This is a genomic window from Enterobacter chuandaensis (assembly GCF_039718975.1).
Lineage (GTDB): Bacteria > Pseudomonadota > Gammaproteobacteria > Enterobacterales > Enterobacteriaceae > Enterobacter > Enterobacter chuandaensis.
Map to the genome: position 1 here is coordinate 1388075 of NZ_CP097173.1, position 19008 is coordinate 1407082.

The 19008-nt window shown below is 56.3% G+C and carries 17 protein-coding genes; 15 read left to right on the top strand and 2 right to left on the bottom strand.

What is annotated here, in order from left to right:
* Positions 1 to 257 precede the first annotated feature (257 nt).
* The 7 genes from MX657_RS06695 to nei all read left to right on the top strand — a co-directional run bounded on the left by MX657_RS06695 (position 258) and on the right by nei (position 6368).
* On the top strand, positions 258 to 464 hold the full coding sequence (locus MX657_RS06695) for a YbfA family protein (protein WP_014069366.1): 207 nt from the start codon (positions 258 to 260) through the stop codon (positions 462 to 464).
* A 602-nt stretch (positions 465 to 1066) separates the two neighbouring features.
* Positions 1067 to 2479, top strand: coding sequence for a deoxyribodipyrimidine photo-lyase (phrB, locus tag MX657_RS06700; RefSeq protein WP_346807782.1), 1413 nt, complete (start codon positions 1067 to 1069; stop codon positions 2477 to 2479).
* Between the two features lie 10 nt (positions 2480 to 2489).
* A complete protein-coding gene (locus MX657_RS06705) occupies positions 2490 to 3233 on the top strand; it encodes a type 2 GTP cyclohydrolase I (protein ID WP_119915315.1) in 744 nt (247 codons plus the stop codon).
* A gap of 14 nt (positions 3234 to 3247) precedes the next feature.
* Complete coding sequence (pxpB, locus tag MX657_RS06710) at positions 3248 to 3904, top strand: 5-oxoprolinase subunit PxpB (RefSeq protein WP_119915086.1); 657 nt, start codon at positions 3248 to 3250, stop codon at positions 3902 to 3904.
* A complete protein-coding gene (gene pxpC / locus MX657_RS06715) occupies positions 3898 to 4830 on the top strand; it encodes a 5-oxoprolinase subunit PxpC (protein WP_119915085.1) in 933 nt (310 codons plus the stop codon). Before pxpB ends, pxpC begins: the two co-directional genes overlap by 7 nt.
* Entirely contained in the window at positions 4817 to 5557 is a 741-nt protein-coding gene (pxpA, locus tag MX657_RS06720; protein WP_119915084.1) for a 5-oxoprolinase subunit PxpA, read from the top strand. The genes pxpC and pxpA overlap by 14 nt, the downstream gene beginning before the upstream one ends.
* 19 nt (positions 5558 to 5576) lie before the next feature.
* On the top strand, positions 5577 to 6368 hold the full coding sequence (gene nei, locus MX657_RS06725) for an endonuclease VIII (protein WP_119915083.1): 792 nt from the start codon (positions 5577 to 5579) through the stop codon (positions 6366 to 6368).
* An 89-nt stretch (positions 6369 to 6457) separates the two neighbouring features.
* On the opposite strand, the gene MX657_RS06730 is transcribed toward nei, so the two are convergent.
* Positions 6458 to 7741: a citrate synthase gene (locus MX657_RS06730; protein ID WP_013097545.1), complete on the bottom strand. Its 1284-nt coding sequence runs from the start codon at positions 7739 to 7741 to the stop codon at positions 6458 to 6460.
* A gap of 639 nt (positions 7742 to 8380) precedes the next feature.
* Between MX657_RS06730 and sdhC the strand changes: the two genes are divergently transcribed.
* The 8 genes from sdhC to sucD all read left to right on the top strand — a co-directional run bounded on the left by sdhC (position 8381) and on the right by sucD (position 18140).
* Positions 8381 to 8785 carry a succinate dehydrogenase cytochrome b556 subunit gene (gene sdhC, locus MX657_RS06735; protein ID WP_346808532.1) on the top strand — a complete coding sequence of 135 codons (405 nt, stop codon included), beginning with the start codon at positions 8381 to 8383 and terminating at the stop codon, positions 8783 to 8785.
* Positions 8779 to 9126, top strand: a complete 348-nt coding sequence (gene sdhD, locus MX657_RS06740; protein ID WP_008501088.1) for a succinate dehydrogenase membrane anchor subunit — start codon at positions 8779 to 8781, stop codon at positions 9124 to 9126. The genes sdhC and sdhD overlap by 7 nt, the downstream gene beginning before the upstream one ends.
* Positions 9126 to 10892, top strand: coding sequence for a succinate dehydrogenase flavoprotein subunit (gene sdhA, locus MX657_RS06745; RefSeq protein ID WP_023310789.1), 1767 nt, complete (start codon positions 9126 to 9128; stop codon positions 10890 to 10892). The genes sdhD and sdhA overlap by 1 nt, the downstream gene beginning before the upstream one ends.
* Before the next feature lie 15 nt (positions 10893 to 10907).
* The gene (sdhB, locus tag MX657_RS06750) at positions 10908 to 11624 is read left to right on the top strand and encodes a succinate dehydrogenase iron-sulfur subunit SdhB (RefSeq protein ID WP_008501090.1); all 717 of its coding nucleotides are present in this window, start codon (positions 10908 to 10910) and stop codon (positions 11622 to 11624) included.
* Between the two features lie 341 nt (positions 11625 to 11965).
* A complete protein-coding gene (gene sucA / locus MX657_RS06755) occupies positions 11966 to 14773 on the top strand; it encodes a 2-oxoglutarate dehydrogenase E1 component (protein ID WP_061098851.1) in 2808 nt (935 codons plus the stop codon).
* Between the two features lie 14 nt (positions 14774 to 14787).
* A complete protein-coding gene (gene odhB / locus MX657_RS06760; protein ID WP_080327873.1) occupies positions 14788 to 16008 on the top strand; it encodes a 2-oxoglutarate dehydrogenase complex dihydrolipoyllysine-residue succinyltransferase in 1221 nt (406 codons plus the stop codon).
* Between the two features lie 96 nt (positions 16009 to 16104).
* Positions 16105 to 17271 (top strand): ADP-forming succinate--CoA ligase subunit beta, encoded by a 1167-nt coding sequence (gene sucC, locus MX657_RS06765; RefSeq protein ID WP_006809579.1) that lies wholly within the window; start codon positions 16105 to 16107, stop codon positions 17269 to 17271.
* Complete coding sequence (gene sucD, locus MX657_RS06770; protein ID WP_008501094.1) at positions 17271 to 18140, top strand: succinate--CoA ligase subunit alpha; 870 nt, start codon at positions 17271 to 17273, stop codon at positions 18138 to 18140. Before sucC ends, sucD begins: the two co-directional genes overlap by 1 nt.
* A gap of 87 nt (positions 18141 to 18227) precedes the next feature.
* Here the strand turns inward: sucD and MX657_RS06775 are convergent, their stop codons facing one another.
* Positions 18228 to 19007, bottom strand: a complete 780-nt coding sequence (locus MX657_RS06775; RefSeq protein WP_346807787.1) for a hypothetical protein — start codon at positions 19005 to 19007, stop codon at positions 18228 to 18230.
* Position 19008 lies beyond the last annotated feature (1 nt).

The following is a 19008-nucleotide window of genomic DNA, read 5'->3' on the forward strand; positions in this document are numbered from 1 at the left end:
CAAAGATTTCGCAAAAATGAGGAGGGCGGGTGTAAAAAAAGTATAAAAATGGCAAAAACCACAATTTAACTATTGGTAAGTAAATCGTTAACTTTTTTGTAACTTAATTACGGCGCGAATGTAAATATTCACTAAATGGATAAAAATAAGTGGTCGGATGAGTAGTAAAATTACAAACAAAGCGATATTATTTTAGCCAGGTCACAGATTTCACATTTTCCGGAGAAGGTTTCCGGCCAACTACAGGGGAGAAAAATATGGATCTTTATAAAGAGTATCCGGCTCATATCGTGTTCATGCGTCGCACTTTCGCCGTAGTGGCTGGCGTGCTGGCTCTGCCGGTGATGTTGTTCTGGAAAGATCGCGCACGTTTTTACAGCTATCTGCACCGCGTCTGGGCGAAAACCAGCGAGAAGCCGGTGTGGATGGATCAGGCCGAGAAAGCGACCTGCGATTTCTATTGATACAACGCTGACGCGTAGCCATAAAAAAACCGCCAATAGCAATATGGCGGTTTTTTTGTCCCTCGGGATTCGCGGTCCGTTGGGTGGTCTTCAGGCTCTCACACAGAGGCTTACAAGCATACGTCTGCAGGGTGTATTAGCAAACGCTTCTGTCCTAAATATATTCTTAAAAACAGGTTCATTGGATTACGTTTTGCTCAAGTGATGTTTACCATGCTGCGTCCCTTTCCGCCATCTTCGCAAATGGGCACCGGTCCCGGGAGAGGTGTTACAACAACCGTAAGTCAGGCTCCCACACAGAGCTTGTGTCCACCGATTTATCACCGGTGGTGAACGGTGGAGCGGTTAGCAGCAGGGACCGCATAGTGAAACGCTATTTATGCATCGCGTTCATTGTCGCCAGCGTACTCGTTGTAAAGAGTGATAAACCGGATGTGTTTGTTGCTTTAACCCCGATAGCGCAGGACAAGTAGCGTTAAGGCCGCCCCGGGCGGCCTTTTTTATTTCATCCCGTCTACACTTCATGGCAAAGTAGTTCGATGCATGCTTTTTCCTTTTACGGCATGCCCTTACGGACATAATGGACAATAGCCAGGAGTTTTATGCCCACCCATCTGGTTTGGTTTCGCGCGGATCTGCGCGTACATGACAACATCGCACTCGCGGCGGCCTGTCGCGCAAAAGACGCGAATGTTCTGGCCCTGTTTATCGCCACGCCTGAGCAGTGGCAGCAGCATGCTATGGCTCCGCGGCAGGCGGCTTACCTCAAATCACACCTGAACGAACTGCAGCGCGCGCTTGCTGAGAAAGGCATTCCGCTGATCTACAAAGAGGTCAGCGATTTTACCGCGCAGCTTCATATGCTGCAGGAGATATGCCAGCAAAACGGCGTCACGCATCTTTTTTACAACTATCAGTACGAATTCAACGAGCAGCAGCGCGACCGCCAGCTGGAGAAGATGCTGGAAGGGATGGTCTGCGAAGGGTTTGATGACAGCGTGATGCTGCCACCGGGCAGCGTGATGACCGGCAATAATGAGATGTATAAAGTTTTCACGCCGTTTAAAAACGCCTTTATCAAGCGCCTCAAGGAGGCGCTGCCGGAGTGCGTTGCCGCGCCTGCTGCGCGGGGCGAACCCGTGACTAATCTGCCTGACCTGACGTTTGATTATCCTCAGCAGCCGTTTGATGAAATGCTTTTTCCCGCCGATGAAAAAGCGGCGATCGCCCAACTACGGCAGTTCTGCAAGCAGGGGGCGGCGGAATACGACGCGCGTCGGGATTTCCCCGCTATTGAAGGCACCAGCCGCCTGTCGGCCTGTCTGGCGCTGGGCGCGATCTCGCCACGCCAGTGTTTGCATCGCCTTCTGGCCGAACAGCCGCAGGCGCTGGACGGTGGGGCAGGTGCCGTCTGGCTGAACGAACTTATCTGGCGCGAATTCTATCGCCATCTGATGACGTATCATCCCGATCTCTGTAAGCATCGTCCGTTTATTCCCTGGACCGATAACGTAAAATGGCAGCACGATGAGGCGCTTTTACAGGCTTGGCAAAGCGGGCAGACGGGCTACCCGATTGTTGATGCGGCCATGCGCCAGCTGAATGAGACCGGGTGGATGCACAACCGTCTGCGAATGATTACCGCCAGCTTCCTGGTGAAGGATCTGCTTATCGACTGGCGCGTCGGGGAGCGCTATTTTATTTCTCAGCTGATCGATGGCGATCTGGCGGCGAATAACGGGGGCTGGCAGTGGGCGGCCTCCACCGGAACCGATGCGGCACCCTATTTCCGGATTTTTAATCCGACCACTCAGGGGCAAAAATTTGATGCCAACGGCGATTTTATTCGCAGCTGGTTGCCCGCGCTCAGGAACGTTCCTGCGAAGGCGATCCACGACCCGTGGGCATGGGCGGATAAACAGGGCGTAAAGCTCGATTATCCCCGCCCAATTGTTGACCATAAACAGGCGCGCGTCGCCACGCTGGCGGCGTACGAAGCCGCCCGCAAAGTTTGAGAGAATGATGATGAAAAACAGTGAACTGGAACGCCTGATTAACGAAAAACTTAACGCCACCTCCTTCAGCGACTACGGCCCGAATGGCCTGCAGGTGGAAGGTCGCGAAACGGTGCAAAAAATCATCACCGGCGTGACGGCAAGTCAGGCGCTGCTGGATGAAGCGGTCCGTCAGGAAGCCGACGCGGTGATCGTCCATCACGGTTACTTCTGGAAAAACGAATCGCCGATTATCCGCGGCATGAAGCGTAACCGCCTCAAAACGTTGCTGGCGAATGACATCAACCTGTACGGTTACCACCTGCCGCTGGACGCGCATCCGGAGCTGGGCAACAACGTCCAGCTGGCGCAGCTGTTGGGCATAACCGTAATGGGTGAAATCGAGCCGCTGGTGCCGTGGGGCGAACTTTCAATGCCGGTACCGGGTCTGGAGCTGGCCTCGTGGATCGAAGCGCGTCTGGGGCGTCGTCCGCTGTGGTGCGGCGACACCGGGCCAGATACCGTGAAGCGTGTGGCCTGGTGTACAGGCGGCGGCCAGGGCTTTATCGATAGCGCCGCGCGCTTTGGCGTTGATGCGTTTATTACCGGCGAAGTCTCCGAGCAGACGGTTCATTCCGCTCGTGAGCAGGGGCTGCATTTTTACGCGGCGGGGCACCACGCCACCGAACGTGGCGGCATCCGCGCCCTCAGCGAGTGGCTGACGGAAAATACCGATCTGGATGTGACCTTTATTGATATCCCTAATCCGGCCTGATGAGAGGTAGTTAAGTGCAGCGAGCGCGTTGTTATCTTCTGGGGGAAACCGCAGTCGTTCTGGAGCTTGAACCGCCGGTGACGCTTGCCACGCAAAAGCGTATCTGGCGGCTGGCACAGCGTCTGCCTGAAATGCCGGGCGTCGTTGAAGCTATACCAGGTATGAATAATATCACCGTGGTGTTGCGTGACCCGCACACGGGGGCGCTGGATGCCATCGAACGCCTTCAGCGCTGGTGGGAGGAGAGCGAAGCACTGGAGCCGGAATCGAGGACGATTGAGATCCCGGTCGTCTATGGCGGCGAGAGTGGTCCCGATCTGGGCGTGGTAGCCGAACACTGTGGACTCACGGAAAAGCAGGTGGTTGAGCTGCACTCCTCGGTGGATTACGTTGTCTGGTTTTTAGGATTTCAGCCGGGATTTCCGTATCTGGGCGGCTTATTGCCCCAGCTGCATACGCCGCGTCGGGCCGAACCGCGCCTGAGCGTTCCCGCGGGAACGGTGGCGATTGGCGGTGAGCAAACGGGGATCTACCCGCTCGCCTCGCCGGGCGGTTGGCAGCTTATCGGGCACACGTCCACGCCGTTGTTCGAGCCCGGACAGGATGCGCCAATACTCCTGCGTCCGGGTGATACCCTGCGCTTTATCCCGCAGAAGGAGGGAGTATGTTAACGCTTATTCGCGCGGGGCTTTACACCTCCGTTCAGGATGCCGGGCGTTTTGGCATGCGCCAGTCCGGCGTGAGCTACTGCGGCGCGCTTGACCGCCCTTCGCTGGAGATTGCCAACCTGCTGGTCGGCAACGCAGGCAGCACGGCGGCGTTAGAAATTACGCTGGGCCAGTGCGTGATTGAATTTGGCCAGGAGACCTGGTTTGCCTTAACCGGCGCAGGCTGTGATGCCACGCTGGACGGCAAAGCGGTGTGGACCGGCTGGCGTCTGCGGGCGAAGGCCGGGCAGAGACTGACGCTCAAGCGTCCACGCCACGGCGTGCGTAGCTATCTCGCAGTAGCGGGCGGCATCGACGTGCCGGAGGTGCTGGGCTCATCCAGTACCGATCAAAAAGCGGGCATCGGTGGTCATGAAGGGCGCCTGATGCGCGACGGCGATCGCCTGGCGATTAAGCCCTCCGCGCGTCATTTCTCGACCACTCAGGGCGTGAAGCAGCTGCTGTGGGGGAACGTGATCCGCGCCTTACCGGGGCCGGAATATCAGGAGTTTGATGAAGCCTCAAAAGAGTCTTTCTGGCGCTCACCGTGGAAAATCAGCCCGCAGAGTAACCGCATGGGTTACCGCCTGCAGGGACAGCCGCTGACCCGTACGACTGACCGGGAGCTGCTTTCCCACGGTTTATTGCCTGGCGTGATTCAGGTGCCGGGCAACGGGCAGCCCATCGTGTTAATGAACGACGCGCAAACCACCGGCGGTTACCCGCGCATTGCCTGCATTATCGAAGCGGATCGCTACCATCTGGCGCAAATTCCTCTCGGCCAGCCGATTCATTTCGTGCAGTGTTCGCTGGAGGAGGCACTGAAGGCGCGGCAGGATCAGCAGCGTTATCTCGAACAGCTGGCGTGGAGGCTTGATGGTAAAGATTGATTTGAATGCCGATCTGGGGGAGGGCAGCCGCGCCGATGCGGAACTGATGACCCTGGTCTCCTCGGTCAATATCGCCTGCGGCTTTCACGCGGGCGATGCGCAGACCATGCTGGAGAGCGTGCGTAATGCCATTAAAAACGGCGTGGCGATTGGGGCTCACCCGAGCTTCCCTGACAGGGATAACTTTGGCCGCACGGCGATGGACCTGCCCCCTGAGACGGTCTACGCTCAGGTGCTCTACCAGATTGGCGCGCTGGAGGCGATAGTGCGCGCTGAGCACGGCGTGCTGCGCCACGTAAAGCCGCACGGCATGCTCTACAATCAGGCGGCGAAAGATGCCGCTCTTGCGGACGCCATCGCCCGTGCGGTGCGAGACTGCAATCCGCAGCTGATTCTGGTAGGCCTGGCGGGCAGCGAGCTTATTCGTGCCGGAGAACGGCTGGGGCTGACGACGCGGCAGGAAGTGTTTGCCGATCGGGGATACATGCCGGACGGTAGCCTGGTTCCGCGTACGCAGGCTGGTGCGCTGATTACTGATGAAAGCAAAGCGCTGGCGCAGACGCTGGAGATGGTGCGCGCCGGGCGGGTGACCGCCGTGGATGGAACATCCGTAAACGTTCAGGCCGATACGGTGTGTTTACACGGCGACGGCGAGCATGCGCTCCAGTTCGCGCGTCGCCTGCGGGCGGCGTTCTCTGAAGAGGGCATTCTCGTCAGCGCCGAATAATGACGATAAGGACACAAAAATGCCAGAAGGTCCGGAGATCCGCCGCGCGGCGGATAGCCTGGAGGCGGCGATAAAGGGCAAACCCCTGACGGATGTCTGGTTTGCTTTTCCTCAGCTAAAACCGTATGAATCACAGCTGGTGGGGCAGACGGTGACCCGCATTGAAACGCGCGGCAAAGCGTTGCTGACGCACTTTTCCCATAACCTGACGTTATATAGCCATAACCAGCTTTACGGCGTCTGGCGCGTAGTCGATGCGGACGAGCAGCCGCAAACCACCCGCGTGCTGCGTGTCCGGCTGCAAACGGCGGAGAAAGCGATCCTGCTGTACAGCGCGTCGGATATCGAAATGTTAACGCCAGAGCAACTGCTGACGCACCCGTTTCTACAGCGAGTGGGGCCGGACGTGCTGGATATGCGCCTGACGGCAAGTGATGTGAAGGCCCGACTGCTATCGCCCACATTCCGCAACCGGCAGTTTTCCGGCCTGTTTCTTGACCAGGCGTTTCTGGCCGGGCTTGGTAACTACCTGCGGGTGGAAATCCTCTGGGAAGTCGGGCTGGCGCCGCAGCATAAAGCCTCTCAGTTGAGCGATGAACAGCTGGAGGCGCTGTCCCACGCGCTGCTGGACATCCCGCGGCTGTCGTACAACACGCGCGGCATCGTAGATGAAAACAAGCACCACGGGGCGCTGTTCCGGTTCAAGGTGTTTCATCGGGCGGGGAAAAAATGCGAGCGGTGCGGCGGGGTGATTGAGAAGGCTACGATCTCTTCCAGACCGTTTTACTGGTGTCCAGGGTGCCAGATGTAAAAAAGCCGGGTGGCGGCTACGCCTTACCCGGCCTACGTTTCGCATTTATTTGTAGGCCCGGTAAGCGTTAGCGCCACCGGGCTTGTCTTTTAGCGCTTCAGGTCAGACTTAAAATCACGCTGCTCGTAGCCGGTATACAGCTGACGAGGACGAGCGATCTTCATGCCTTCGCTGTGCATTTCGTTCCAGTGTGCAATCCAGCCTACGGTACGCGCCATGGCGAAGATCACGGTGAACATGGAGGACGGAATGCCCATCGCTTTCAGAATAATGCCAGAGTAGAAATCGACGTTCGGGTAGAGTTTCTTCTCGATGAAGTACGGGTCGTTCAGCGCGATGTGTTCCAGCTCCATCGCCACTTCCAGCAGGTCATCTTTGGTACCCAACTCTTTCAGCACTTCGTGGCAGGTCTCACGCATGACGGTCGCACGCGGGTCGTAGTTTTTGTAAACACGGTGACCGAAGCCCATCAGACGGAAGGAGTCATTCTTGTCTTTCGCGCGACGCACGAACTCTGGAATGTGCTCAACGGTGCTGATCTCTTCCAGCATCTTCAGCGCCGCTTCGTTCGCGCCGCCGTGCGCCGGTCCCCACAGGGAGGCGATACCCGCTGCGATACAGGCGAACGGGTTCGCGCCTGAAGAGCCTGCGGTACGGACGGTAGAGGTAGAAGCGTTCTGCTCGTGGTCAGCGTGCAGGATCAGAATACGGTCCATTGCGCGTTCCAGCACCGGGTTCACTTCGTATTCTTCGCACGGCGTGGAGAACATCATGCGCAGGAAGTTACCGGCGTAGGAGAGGTCGTTGCGCGGATACACAAACGGCTGGCCGATGGAGTATTTGTAGCACATCGCCGCCATGGTCGGCATTTTAGACAGCAGGCGGAATGCCGCGATATCACGGTGACGCGGGTTATTCACGTCCAGAGAATCGTGGTAGAACGCCGCCAGCGCACCGGTAATCCCGCACATCACCGCCATCGGGTGAGAGTCACGACGGAACGCATGGAACAGACGGGTGATCTGCTCATGGATCATGGTGTGACGGGTCACGGTGGTTTTGAATTCATCGTACTGCGCCTGCGTCGGTTTTTCGCCGTTCAGCAGGATGTAGCACACTTCCAGATAGTTGGATTCGGTGGCTAACTGATCGATGGGGAAGCCGCGATGGAGCAGGATACCTTCGTCACCGTCAATGTAGGTGATTTTGGATTCGCAAGATGCGGTAGAGGTAAATCCAGGGTCAAAGGTGAAAACTCCTTTGGAACCCAGCGTACGGATATCAATAACATCCTGACCGAGCGTGCCTTTTAGCACATCCAGTTCAATAGCATCACCACCGTTGAGGGTGAGTTTTGCCTTTGTATCAGCCATTTACGGTCTCCTTAGCGCCTTATGCTTAAGACTGCGCTTTACCGGATTTGCTTTCAGCTGTTAATCACCGTTACCAGATTGTTATTTGGCTTACCGCTCAGCTCACGAGGAGTAACCAGGGTACAGAGCTATGGCGCCTTGCAGGTAAACGAATGAAATATCAGTGAAACAACAGCAAATCAGCGTTTTTGCAGTCCGAATTATTCAAACCTGTATATCACTAATAACTGTCCTGATAACTTCGGTCAATACCGTCACACTGTTACATAACTATTTGTCAGGTGAAAGAGAGACCTCATAACTTTTGCGCATTATATGCCTTTTCTGATGACGTTTGTAACAATATTGTTTAACATTTGTCAAATCAGATGATTAAAAATTAAAAAGATGTTGTTATCGTGACCCTGATCACTGTTCCAGAGAAAACCCGACAAACTGTATGTAGGTTAATTGTAATGATTTTGTGAACGGCCTATACTGCCGCCAGGTCTCCGGAACACCCTGCAATCCCGAGCCACCCAGCGTTGTAACGTGTCGTTTTAGCATCTGGAAGCATTGTTTTGCATGACGCGCAGTTATAGAAAAGGAACGCTGCTTGACCCGCATCGCAGTCCGGAGGAAGGAAACAATAAGAACAGCATGTGGGCGTTATTCATGATAAGAAATGTGAAAAAACAAAGACCTGTCAATCTGGATCTCAAAACGATCCGGTTCCCTATAACAGCAATAGCGTCCATTCTGCACCGTGTTTCAGGTGTAATTACGTTTGTGGCGGTCGGTATTCTGCTGTGGTTACTGGGCACCAGCCTCTCTTCCCCTGAAGGATTCCTCCAGGCCTCTGCCATCATGAACAGCTTCTTCGTGAAATTCATCATGTGGGGCATTCTCACCGCGCTGGCCTATCACGTTGTTGGCGGCGTTCGCCATATGCTGATGGACTTTGGCTATCTGGAAGAGACTTTCGAAGCCGGGAAACGCTCCGCTAACATTTCATTTGTGATTACTGTCGTGCTTTCACTTCTCGCAGGAGTTCTCGTATGGTAAGCAACGCCTCCGCATTAGGACGCAACGGCGTACATGACTTCATTCTTGTCCGTGCTACCGCTATCGTTCTCACCCTTTACATCATCTACATGATCGGTTTCTTCGCGACCAGCGGCACGCTGACGTGGGAAATCTGGAGTGGGTTCTTCGGATCCGCCTTCACCAAAGTGTTCACCCTGCTGGCGCTGTTCTCCATTCTTATTCATGCCTGGATTGGCATGTGGCAGGTGTTGACCGATTACGTTAAACCGCTGGCGATTCGCCTTCCTCTGCAGCTGGCCATTGTCGTTGCACTGGTGGTTTACGTTATTTATGGATTCGTTGTGGTGTGGGGTGTGTAATGAAACTGCCAGTCAGAGAATTTGATGCTGTTGTAATTGGTGCCGGTGGCGCAGGTATGCGTGCCGCACTGCAAATTTCCCAGAGCGGCCAGACCTGTGCGCTGCTCTCTAAAGTGTTCCCGACCCGTTCCCACACTGTGTCTGCGCAGGGCGGTATCACCGTAGCGCTGGGTAACTCCCACGAAGATAACTGGGAATGGCACATGTACGATACGGTAAAAGGTTCCGACTACATCGGTGACCAGGACGCCATCGAATATATGTGTAAAACCGGCCCGGAAGCGATTCTGGAGCTGGATCATATGGGTCTGCCGTTCTCCCGTCTGGAAAATGGCACCATCTATCAGCGTCCGTTTGGCGGCCAGTCGAAAAACTTCGGCGGCGAGCAGGCGGCACGTACCGCGGCAGCAGCTGACCGTACCGGTCACGCGCTGCTGCATACCCTGTACCAGCAGAACCTGAAAAACCACACCACCATCTTCTCCGAGTGGTATGCGCTGGATCTGGTGAAAAACGCCGATGGCGCAATCGTCGGCTGTACCGCGCTGTGCATCGAAACCGGTGAAGTGGTTTACTTCAAAGCGCGCGCAACCGTGCTGGCGACCGGCGGCGCTGGCCGTATTTACCAGTCCACCACCAACGCCCACATCAACACCGGTGACGGCGTTGGAATGGCAATCCGCGCGGGCGTGCCGGTGCAGGATATGGAAATGTGGCAGTTCCACCCAACCGGTATTGCCGGTGCGGGCGTTCTGGTGACGGAAGGCTGCCGTGGTGAAGGTGGCTACCTGCTGAACAAACACGGCGAGCGCTTCATGGAGCGTTATGCCCCGAATGCGAAAGACCTGGCGGGTCGTGACGTGGTGGCGCGTTCCATCATGATCGAAATCCGTGAAGGCCGCGGCTGCGACGGCCCATGGGGTCCACACGCGAAGCTGAAGCTCGACCATCTGGGTAAAGAGGTGCTGGAATCCCGTCTGCCGGGCATTCTGGAGCTGTCCCGCACCTTCGCCCACGTCGACCCGGTGAAAGAGCCGATTCCGGTTATCCCAACTTGTCACTACATGATGGGCGGTATTCCGACCAAAGTGACCGGTCAGGCGCTGACCGTGAACGAGCAGGGCGAAGACGTGGTCATCCCGGGCCTGTTCGCGGTAGGCGAAATTGCCTGCGTATCCGTACACGGCGCAAACCGTCTGGGCGGCAACTCCCTGCTGGACCTGGTGGTATTTGGTCGTGCGGTGGGCCTGCATCTGCAGGAATCCATTGCCGAGCAGGGCGCGCTGCGTGACGCGACCGACGACGAAATTGATGCCTCTCTTGAGCGCCTCAACCGCTGGAACGGTAACCGTAACGGCGAAGATCCGGTGGAAATCCGTAAAGCGTTGCAGGAGTGCATGCAGCACAACTTCTCGGTATTCCGCGAAGGCGACGCGATGGCCAAAGGTCTTGAGCAGCTGAAAGCGATCCGCGAGCGTCTGAAAAATGCCCGTCTGGACGACACCTCCAGCGAGTTCAACACCCAGCGCGTTGAGTGCCTGGAGCTGGATAACCTGATGGAAACCGCGTTCGCAACCGCGATGTCGGCAAACTTCCGTACCGAAAGCCGCGGCGCGCATAGCCGCTTCGACTTCCCGGATCGTGATGACGAAAACTGGCTGTGCCATTCCCTGTATCTGCCAGAGTCGGAATCCATGACGCGTCGTAGCGTCAATATGGAACCGAAACTGCGTCCGGCGTTCCCGCCGAAGATTCGTACTTACTAATGCGGAGACAGGATAATGAAACTCGAATTCTCAGTTTATCGTTATAACCCGGATGTAGACGACGCTCCGCGCATGCAGGATTACACCCTGGAAGCGGAAGAAGGTCGCGACATGATGCTGCTGGATGCCTTAATCCAGCTGAAAGAAAAAGATCCGACACTGTCGTTCCGCCGCTCCTGCCGTGAAGGGGTGTGTGGCTCTGACGGTGTGAACATGAACGGCAAAAATGGCCTGGCCTGCATCACGCCAATTTCAGCGCTGCAGCGTCCTGGTCAGAAAATTGTTATCCGTCCTCTGCCAGGCCTGCCGGTCGTGCGTGATTTGGTGGTAGACATGGGGCAATTCTATGCACAATATGAGAAGATTAAGCCTTACTTATTGAATAATGGGCAAAATCCACCCGCTCGCGAGCACTTACAGTCTCCTGAGCAGCGTGAAAAACTCGATGGGTTGTACGAGTGTATTCTCTGTGCATGTTGTTCAACGTCCTGCCCGTCGTTCTGGTGGAATCCGGACAAGTTTATCGGCCCGGCCGGTCTGCTGGCTGCCTATCGCTTCCTGATCGATAGCCGCGACACCGAAACCGATAGCCGTCTGGAAGGACTGAGTGACGCTTTCAGCGTATTCCGCTGCCATAGCATCATGAACTGCGTCAGTGTGTGTCCGAAGGGGCTGAACCCGACGCGCGCCATCGGCCATATTAAGTCGATGCTGCTGCAGCGCAGTGCGTAAGTAGTGAGAGGGGAGCGCTGTTCCCCTCACCTAACCCTCTCCCTAAGGGAGAGGGAACAGATTGCAGAAACCTTTAAAAACTGCCAGTTAAGTAAATAATCGAGACGTTCAGCGCGAGACAAGGCGCGGTTGAACGAATTCCCAGGAGCATAGTGATATGTGACTGGGGTGAGTGAAAGCCGCAACGCAGTCGCAGCCGGAACGACGAAGATTATTTAGACAGTTTCTAAAGGTTCCTTCGCGGGCCAATAAGAGCTCGCAGGTGAACCCCGGCACGTACACGTGGTGTGCGTGGTAGTTTCTACGGCGAAAGTAAGCATAAAAATGCTTAAGGGATCACGATGCAGAACGGCGCAATGAAAGCCTGGCTGGACTCTTCTTACCTCTCTGGTGCGAACCAGAGCTGGATAGAACAGCTCTATGAAGACTTCTTAACCGATCCTGACTCAGTGGACGCAAACTGGCGTTCCATGTTCCAGCAGTTGCCTGGTACAGGGGTCAAACCGGATCAATTCCATTCCAAAACACGTGATTATTTCCGTCGTCTGGCGAAGGATGCCTCACGTTACTCTTCTGCGATTTCCGACCCTGACACCAATGCGAAGCAGGTTAAAGTCCTGCAGCTCATCAACGCTTATCGCTTCCGTGGTCACCAGCATGCGAATCTCGATCCGCTGGGACTGTGGCAGCAGGAACGTGTGGCCGATCTCGATCCGGCATATCACGATCTGACCGAGGCCGATTTCCAGGAAAGCTTTAACGTAGGTTCCTTTGCCATCGGCAAAGACACGATGAAGCTGGGCGATCTGATTGACGCGCTCAAGCAAACCTACTGCGGCTCCATCGGCGCGGAATACATGCACATTACCTCTACCGAAGAGAAACGCTGGATCCAGCAGCGCATCGAATCCGTAGCGGGCCACGCGACCTTCTCGGCTGACGAGAAAAAACGCTTCCTGAACGAACTGACCGCAGCGGAAGGACTTGAGCGCTATCTGGGCGCGAAATTCCCTGGCGCAAAACGCTTCTCGCTGGAAGGCGGTGACGCACTGGTGCCGATGCTGAAAGAGCTGATTCGTCACGCAGGCAAGAGCGGTACCCGTGAAGTGGTACTGGGCATGGCGCACCGTGGTCGTCTGAACGTGCTGGTCAACGTGCTGGGTAAAAAACCGCAGGACCTGTTCGACGAATTCGCGGGCAAACATAAAGAACATCTCGGCACCGGCGACGTGAAGTACCACATGGGCTTCTCGTCGGATATCGAAACCGAAGGCGGTCTGGTTCATCTGGCGCTGGCGTTTAACCCGTCGCACCTGGAAATCGTCAGCCCGGTGGTTATCGGCTCCGTGCGTGCGCGTCTGGATCGTCTGGACGAGCCAAGCAGCAATAAAGTGCTGCCAATCACCATCCACGGTGATGCGGCGGTCACAGGGCAGGGCGTGGTTCAGGAAACCCTGAACATGTCGAAAGCGCGTGGTTATGAAGTGGGCGGTACCGTTCGCATCGTAATTAACAACCAGGTGGGCTTCACCACCTCTAACCCGCTGGATGCGCGTTCTACTCCATACTGCACCGACATCGGTAAGATGGTACAGGCGCCGATCTTCCACGTTAACGCGGACGACCCGGAAGCCGTTGCGTTCGTTACCCGTCTGGCGCTGGACTTCCGTAACACCTTTAAACGCGATGTGTTCATTGACCTCTTCTGCTACCGCCGTCACGGCCACAACGAAGCGGATGAGCCAAGTGCAACCCAGCCGCTGATGTACCAGAAAATCAAAAAACACCCAACGCCGCGCAAAATCTATGCTGACAAGCTGGAAAGCGACAAAGTGGCGACGCTGGAAGATGCGACCGAAATGGTCAACCTCTACCGCGACGCGCTGGACGCAGGTGAATGCGTAGTGAAAGAGCTGCGCCCGATGAATATGCACTCCTTTACCTGGTCGCCGTACCTCAACCACGAGTGGGATGAGAGCTACCCGAACAAGGTTGAGATGAAGCGCCTGCAGGAGCTGGCTAAACGCATCAGCACCGTGCCGGACGCTATCGAGATGCAGTCTCGCGTGGCGAAAATCTACGCTGACCGTCAGTCCATGGCGGCAGGCGAGAAGCTGTTCGACTGGGGCGGCGCGGAAACGCTGGCTTACGCAACGCTGGTTGACGAAGGTATTCCTGTTCGTCTGTCCGGTGAAGATGCGGGCCGTGGCACCTTCTTCCACCGTCACGCGGTGGTTCACAACCAGTCTAACGGTTCAACCTACACCCCGCTGCAGCACGTACATAACGGTCAGGGCCAGTTCAAGGTCTGGGACTCCGTGCTGTCTGAAGAAGCGGTTCTGGCCTTCGAATACGGTTACGCTACGGCAGAACCTCGCACCCTGACCATCTGGGAAGCGCAGTTCGGTGACTTCGCCAACGGTGCGCAGGTGGTTATCGACCAGTTCATCTCCTCCGGCGAGCAGAAGTGGGGCCGCATGTGTGGCCTGGTGATGCTGCTGCCGCACGGTTATGAAGGCCAGGGACCGGAGCACTCCTCCGCGCGTCTGGAACGTTATCTGCAGCTCTGCGCCGAGCAGAACATGCAGGTTTGCGTACCGTCCACCCCGGCTCAGGTGTACCACATGCTGCGTCGTCAGGCGCTGCGCGGTATGCGCCGTCCGCTGGTGGTGATGTCGCCGAAATCCCTGCTGCGTCATCCGCTGGCGGTCTCCAGCCTGGAAGAGCTGGCGAACGGCACCTTCCTGCCAGCCATCGGTGAAATTGACGAGCTGGATCCGCAGGCCGTGAAGCGTGTGGTGATGTGTTCTGGTAAGGTTTATTACGACCTGCTGGAACAGCGCCGCAAGAACGATCAGAAAGATGTCGCCATCGTGCGTATCGAACAGCTTTATCCGTTCCCGCATCAGGCGATGCAGGAAGTGCTGAAACAGTACGCTCACGTACATGATTTTGTCTGGTGCCAGGAAGAGCCGCTCAACCAGGGCGCATGGTACTGCAGCCAGCATCATTTCCGTGAAGTGATTCCATTTGGGTCAGCCCTGCGCTATGCAGGTCGCCCGGCCTCCGCCTCTCCGGCGGTAGGGTATATGTCCGTTCACCAGAAGCAGCAACAAGATCTGGTCAATGACGCGCTGAACGTCGATTAATTAAAGGATACAAAATGAGTAGCGTAGATATTCTTGTTCCCGACCTGCCTGAATCTGTAGCAGATGCGACCGTCGCTACCTGGCACAAAAAACCAGGCGATGCCGTTAAGCGCGATGAAGTGCTGGTAGAAATCGAAACTGACAAAGTGGTACTGGAAGTACCGGCTTCGGCGGATGGCGTTCTGGACGCGGTGCTGGAAGATGAAGGTACCACCGTTACCTCTCGTCAGATCCTGGGTCGCCTGCGTGAAGGCAACAGCGCGGGCAAAGAGTCCAGCGCCAAGTCTGAAGAGAAAGCCTCTACGCCGGCTCAGCGCCAGCAGGCTTCTTTGGAAGAACAGTCTAACGACGCCCTCAGCCCGGCGATCCGTCGCCTGCTGGCTGAACACAGCCTTGACCCGGCAGCCATCAAAGGCACCGGTGTGGGCGGTCGTCTGACCCGTGAAGACATCGACAAGCACCTGGCGAAAGCGCCTGCTCAGGCAGAAGCGAAAGCCCCTGCGGCAGCGCCAGCAGCTCAGCCTGCCCTGGGTGCCCGCAGCGAAAAACGCGTGCCAATGACTCGCCTGCGTAAGCGCGTGGCCGAGCGTCTGCTGGAAGCGAAAAACTCCACCGCGATGCTGACCACCTTCAACGAAGTGAACATGAAGCCAATCATGGATCTGCGCAAGCAGTACGGTGACGCGTTTGAAAAACGTCACGGTATCCGTCTGGGCTTTATGTCCTTCTACGTGAAGGCGGTGGTTGAAGCGCTGAAACGCTACCCGGAAGTGAACGCGTCCATCGACGGCGATGACGTGGTTTACCACAACTATTTCGACGTCAGCATGGCGGTTTCTACCCCACGCGGCCTGGTCACCCCGGTTCTGCGTGATGTGGACACCCTGGGTATGGCTGATATCGAGAAAAAAATCAAAGAGCTGGCCGTGAAAGGCCGCGACGGCAAGCTGACCGTAGACGACCTGACCGGCGGTAACTTCACCATTACCAACGGCGGCGTATTCGGTTCGCTGATGTCTACCCCGATCATTAACCCGCCGCAGAGCGCGATCCTGGGTATGCATGCCATTAAAGATCGCCCGATGGCGGTAGACGGTAAAGTGGAGATCCTGCCGATGATGTACCTGGCGCTCTCTTACGATCACCGCCTGATCGACGGCCGCGAGTCCGTAGGCTTCCTGGTTGCCATTAAAGAGCTGCTGGAAGATCCAACGCGCCTGCTGCTGGACGTCTAGTGACTATTTAGCATCACCTGCCCTGTAGGCCGGATACGCCTTGCACCGGTCTACAGGTTTGAAGATAACGATTACCCTGAAGGATGGATAGAACACATGAACTTACATGAATATCAGGCCAAACAGCTGTTTGCCCGGTATGGCTTACCGGCTCCGGTGGGTTATGCCTGTACTACCCCGCGTGAAGCAGAAGAAGCCGCATCTAAAATCGGTTCCGGCCCGTGGGTAGTTAAGTGTCAGGTTCACGCTGGTGGCCGTGGTAAAGCGGGCGGTGTGAAGGTTGTTAAGAGCAAAGAAGAAATTCGTGCGTTTGCTGAACATTGGCTCGGCAAGCGTCTGGTGACCTACCAGACAGATGCGAACGGCCAGCCGGTTAACCAGATCCTGGTAGAAGCGGCGACCGACATCGCGAAAGAACTGTATCTGGGCGCGGTTGTTGACCGTAGCTCGCGTCGCGTGGTGTTCATGGCGTCTACCGAAGGCGGCGTGGAAATCGAAAAAGTGGCGGAAGAAACCCCGCACCTGATCCACAAAGTGGCTATCGATCCGCTGGCGGGCCCAATGCCTTACCAGGGTCGCGAGCTGGCGTTCAAACTGGGCCTGGAAGGTAAACTGGTTCAGCAGTTCACCAAGATCTTCATGGGTCTGGCGACTATCTTCCTGGAGCGCGATCTGGCGCTGATCGAGATCAACCCGCTGGTGATCACCACTCAGGGCGACCTGATCTGCCTCGACGGCAAGCTGGGTGCTGACGGCAACGCGCTGTTCCGCCAGCCGGATCTGCGCGAAATGCGCGACCAGTCTCAGGAAGATCCGCGTGAAGCACAGGCTGCACAGTGGGAGCTGAACTACGTCGCGCTGGATGGCAACATCGGCTGCATGGTTAACGGTGCGGGCCTGGCAATGGGTACCATGGACATCGTTAAGCTGCACGGCGGTGAGCCAGCAAACTTCCTCGACGTGGGCGGTGGCGCCACCAAAGAGCGCGTAACCGAAGCGTTCAAAATCATCCTCTCTGACGACAACGTTAAAGCGGTACTGGTTAACATCTTCGGCGGCATCGTCCGTTGCGACCTGATTGCTGACGGCATCATCGGTGCGGTAGAAGAAGTGGGCGTTAACGTTCCGGTGGTTGTGCGTCTGGAAGGTAACAACGCTGAACTCGGCGCGAAAAAACTGGCTGACAGCGGCCTGAATATTATTGCAGCGAAAAGTCTGACGGATGCAGCTCAGCAGGTTGTTGCCGCAGTGGAGGGGAAATAATGTCAGTTTTAATTAATAAAGATACCAAGGTTATCTGCCAGGGCTTCACCGGTAGCCAGGGGACTTTCCACTCCGAACAGGCGATTGCCTACGGCACGCAGATGGTTGGCGGCGTAACGCCAGGTAAAGGCGGCACCACGCACCTCGGCCTGCCGGTGTTCAACACCGTGCGTGAAGCGGTAGAAGCGACGGGCGCAACCGCAACCGTTATCTACGTTCCGGCACCGTTCTGCAAAGACTCCATTCTGGAAGCGATCGACGCAGGCATCAAACTGATCATCACCATCACTGAAGGTATCCCGACGCTGGATATGCTGACCGTGAAGGTGAAGCTGGATGAAGCAGGCGTGCGCATGATCGGCCCGAACTGCCCTGGCGTTATCACCCCGGGCGAATGCAAAATCGGCATCATGCCGGGCCACATTCACAAGCCGGGTAAAGTGGGCATCGTGTCCCGTTCCGGTACGCTGACCTATGAAGCGGTTAAGCAGACCACCGACTACGGCTTCGGCCAGTCTACCTGTGTGGGCATCGGCGGTGACCCGATCCCGGGCTCTAACTTCATCGACATCCTGAAGCTGTTCCAGGAAGATCCACAGACCGAAGCGATCGTGATGATCGGTGAGATCGGTGGTAGCGCGGAAGAAGAAGCGGCTGCTTACATCAAAGAACATGTAACCAAGCCTGTTGTCGGCTACATCGCGGGTGTGACCGCGCCGAAAGGCAAGCGTATGGGTCACGCAGGTGCGATTATCGCCGGTGGTAAGGGTACAGCTGATGAGAAATTCGCAGCGCTGGAAGCCGCAGGCGTGAAAACCGTTCGCAGCCTGGCGGATATCGGCGAAGCACTGAAATCCATCATTAAGTAAGTCCTCTCTGCTCCCCGAACGGGGAGCGTTGAAGTATAAAAAAATGTCCGTTTCGACATGGTTGGCCGCTGTAAAGCGGCCTTTTTTTTACATTATGATACTGACACCTGCGAACAGGGTGAACTCCGGTAAATAGTCCCCTTTATGCGCCACGGTCCATTGCGGCTCTACAAAAGCGCTCATCACTTTATCGCCCATCGCCCAGGCGCGTCCGCCGCCAAAGCCGAGTGGGATGTAATAATCGTCACTTTTCATATTCCAGGTCCAGATGCCGGAGGTGCGTAAATACCAGCCTTTTGGCAACTTATAGACCACGATGGGCTGAAACGTACCCGTTTCTACGTCATCGCGTTCGCCATCCCCCGCAAAACTTTTTTGCCACTGCACCAGCGTGCCCGCCATCCATCTGGGGCTGGATTTGATGGCGATAGCGGATAGTCCTGCCTGCCATTTGCCGCTTCCCAGTTCGTCTTCCGAGGCGGAAGAGGCCGTAATTAGCGGGCCGACGCCGATTTTAACGCCGTCCTGTTTAAGCAGAAAAATATCGAACAGATTGATATCACCTAACCCGGTGCTGTAGCCGCTGCCGGGCTGGGGACGGGTAGACATCGGGGCGGTCATGCGCAGAATCTGCGGCACGGGCACCCAGTCGTTAGCGGCAATCGGCACGGTTGCGCGCAGCAGGGTGTCGTTGGTGTGCTGATCGCTACCGTAAAGCTCCGGGGTGTAATAGTCCTGAAGCGCGATGGAAGTGGAAAGATGTAACGGATTGGTGGCTTTTTCTACTGCATCCGTCTCCTCCGCCAGGCTCAGCGCTGGCAACGCGCCCAGTAGCGCGATAAACAATGTCATACAGCGCATTGGCATC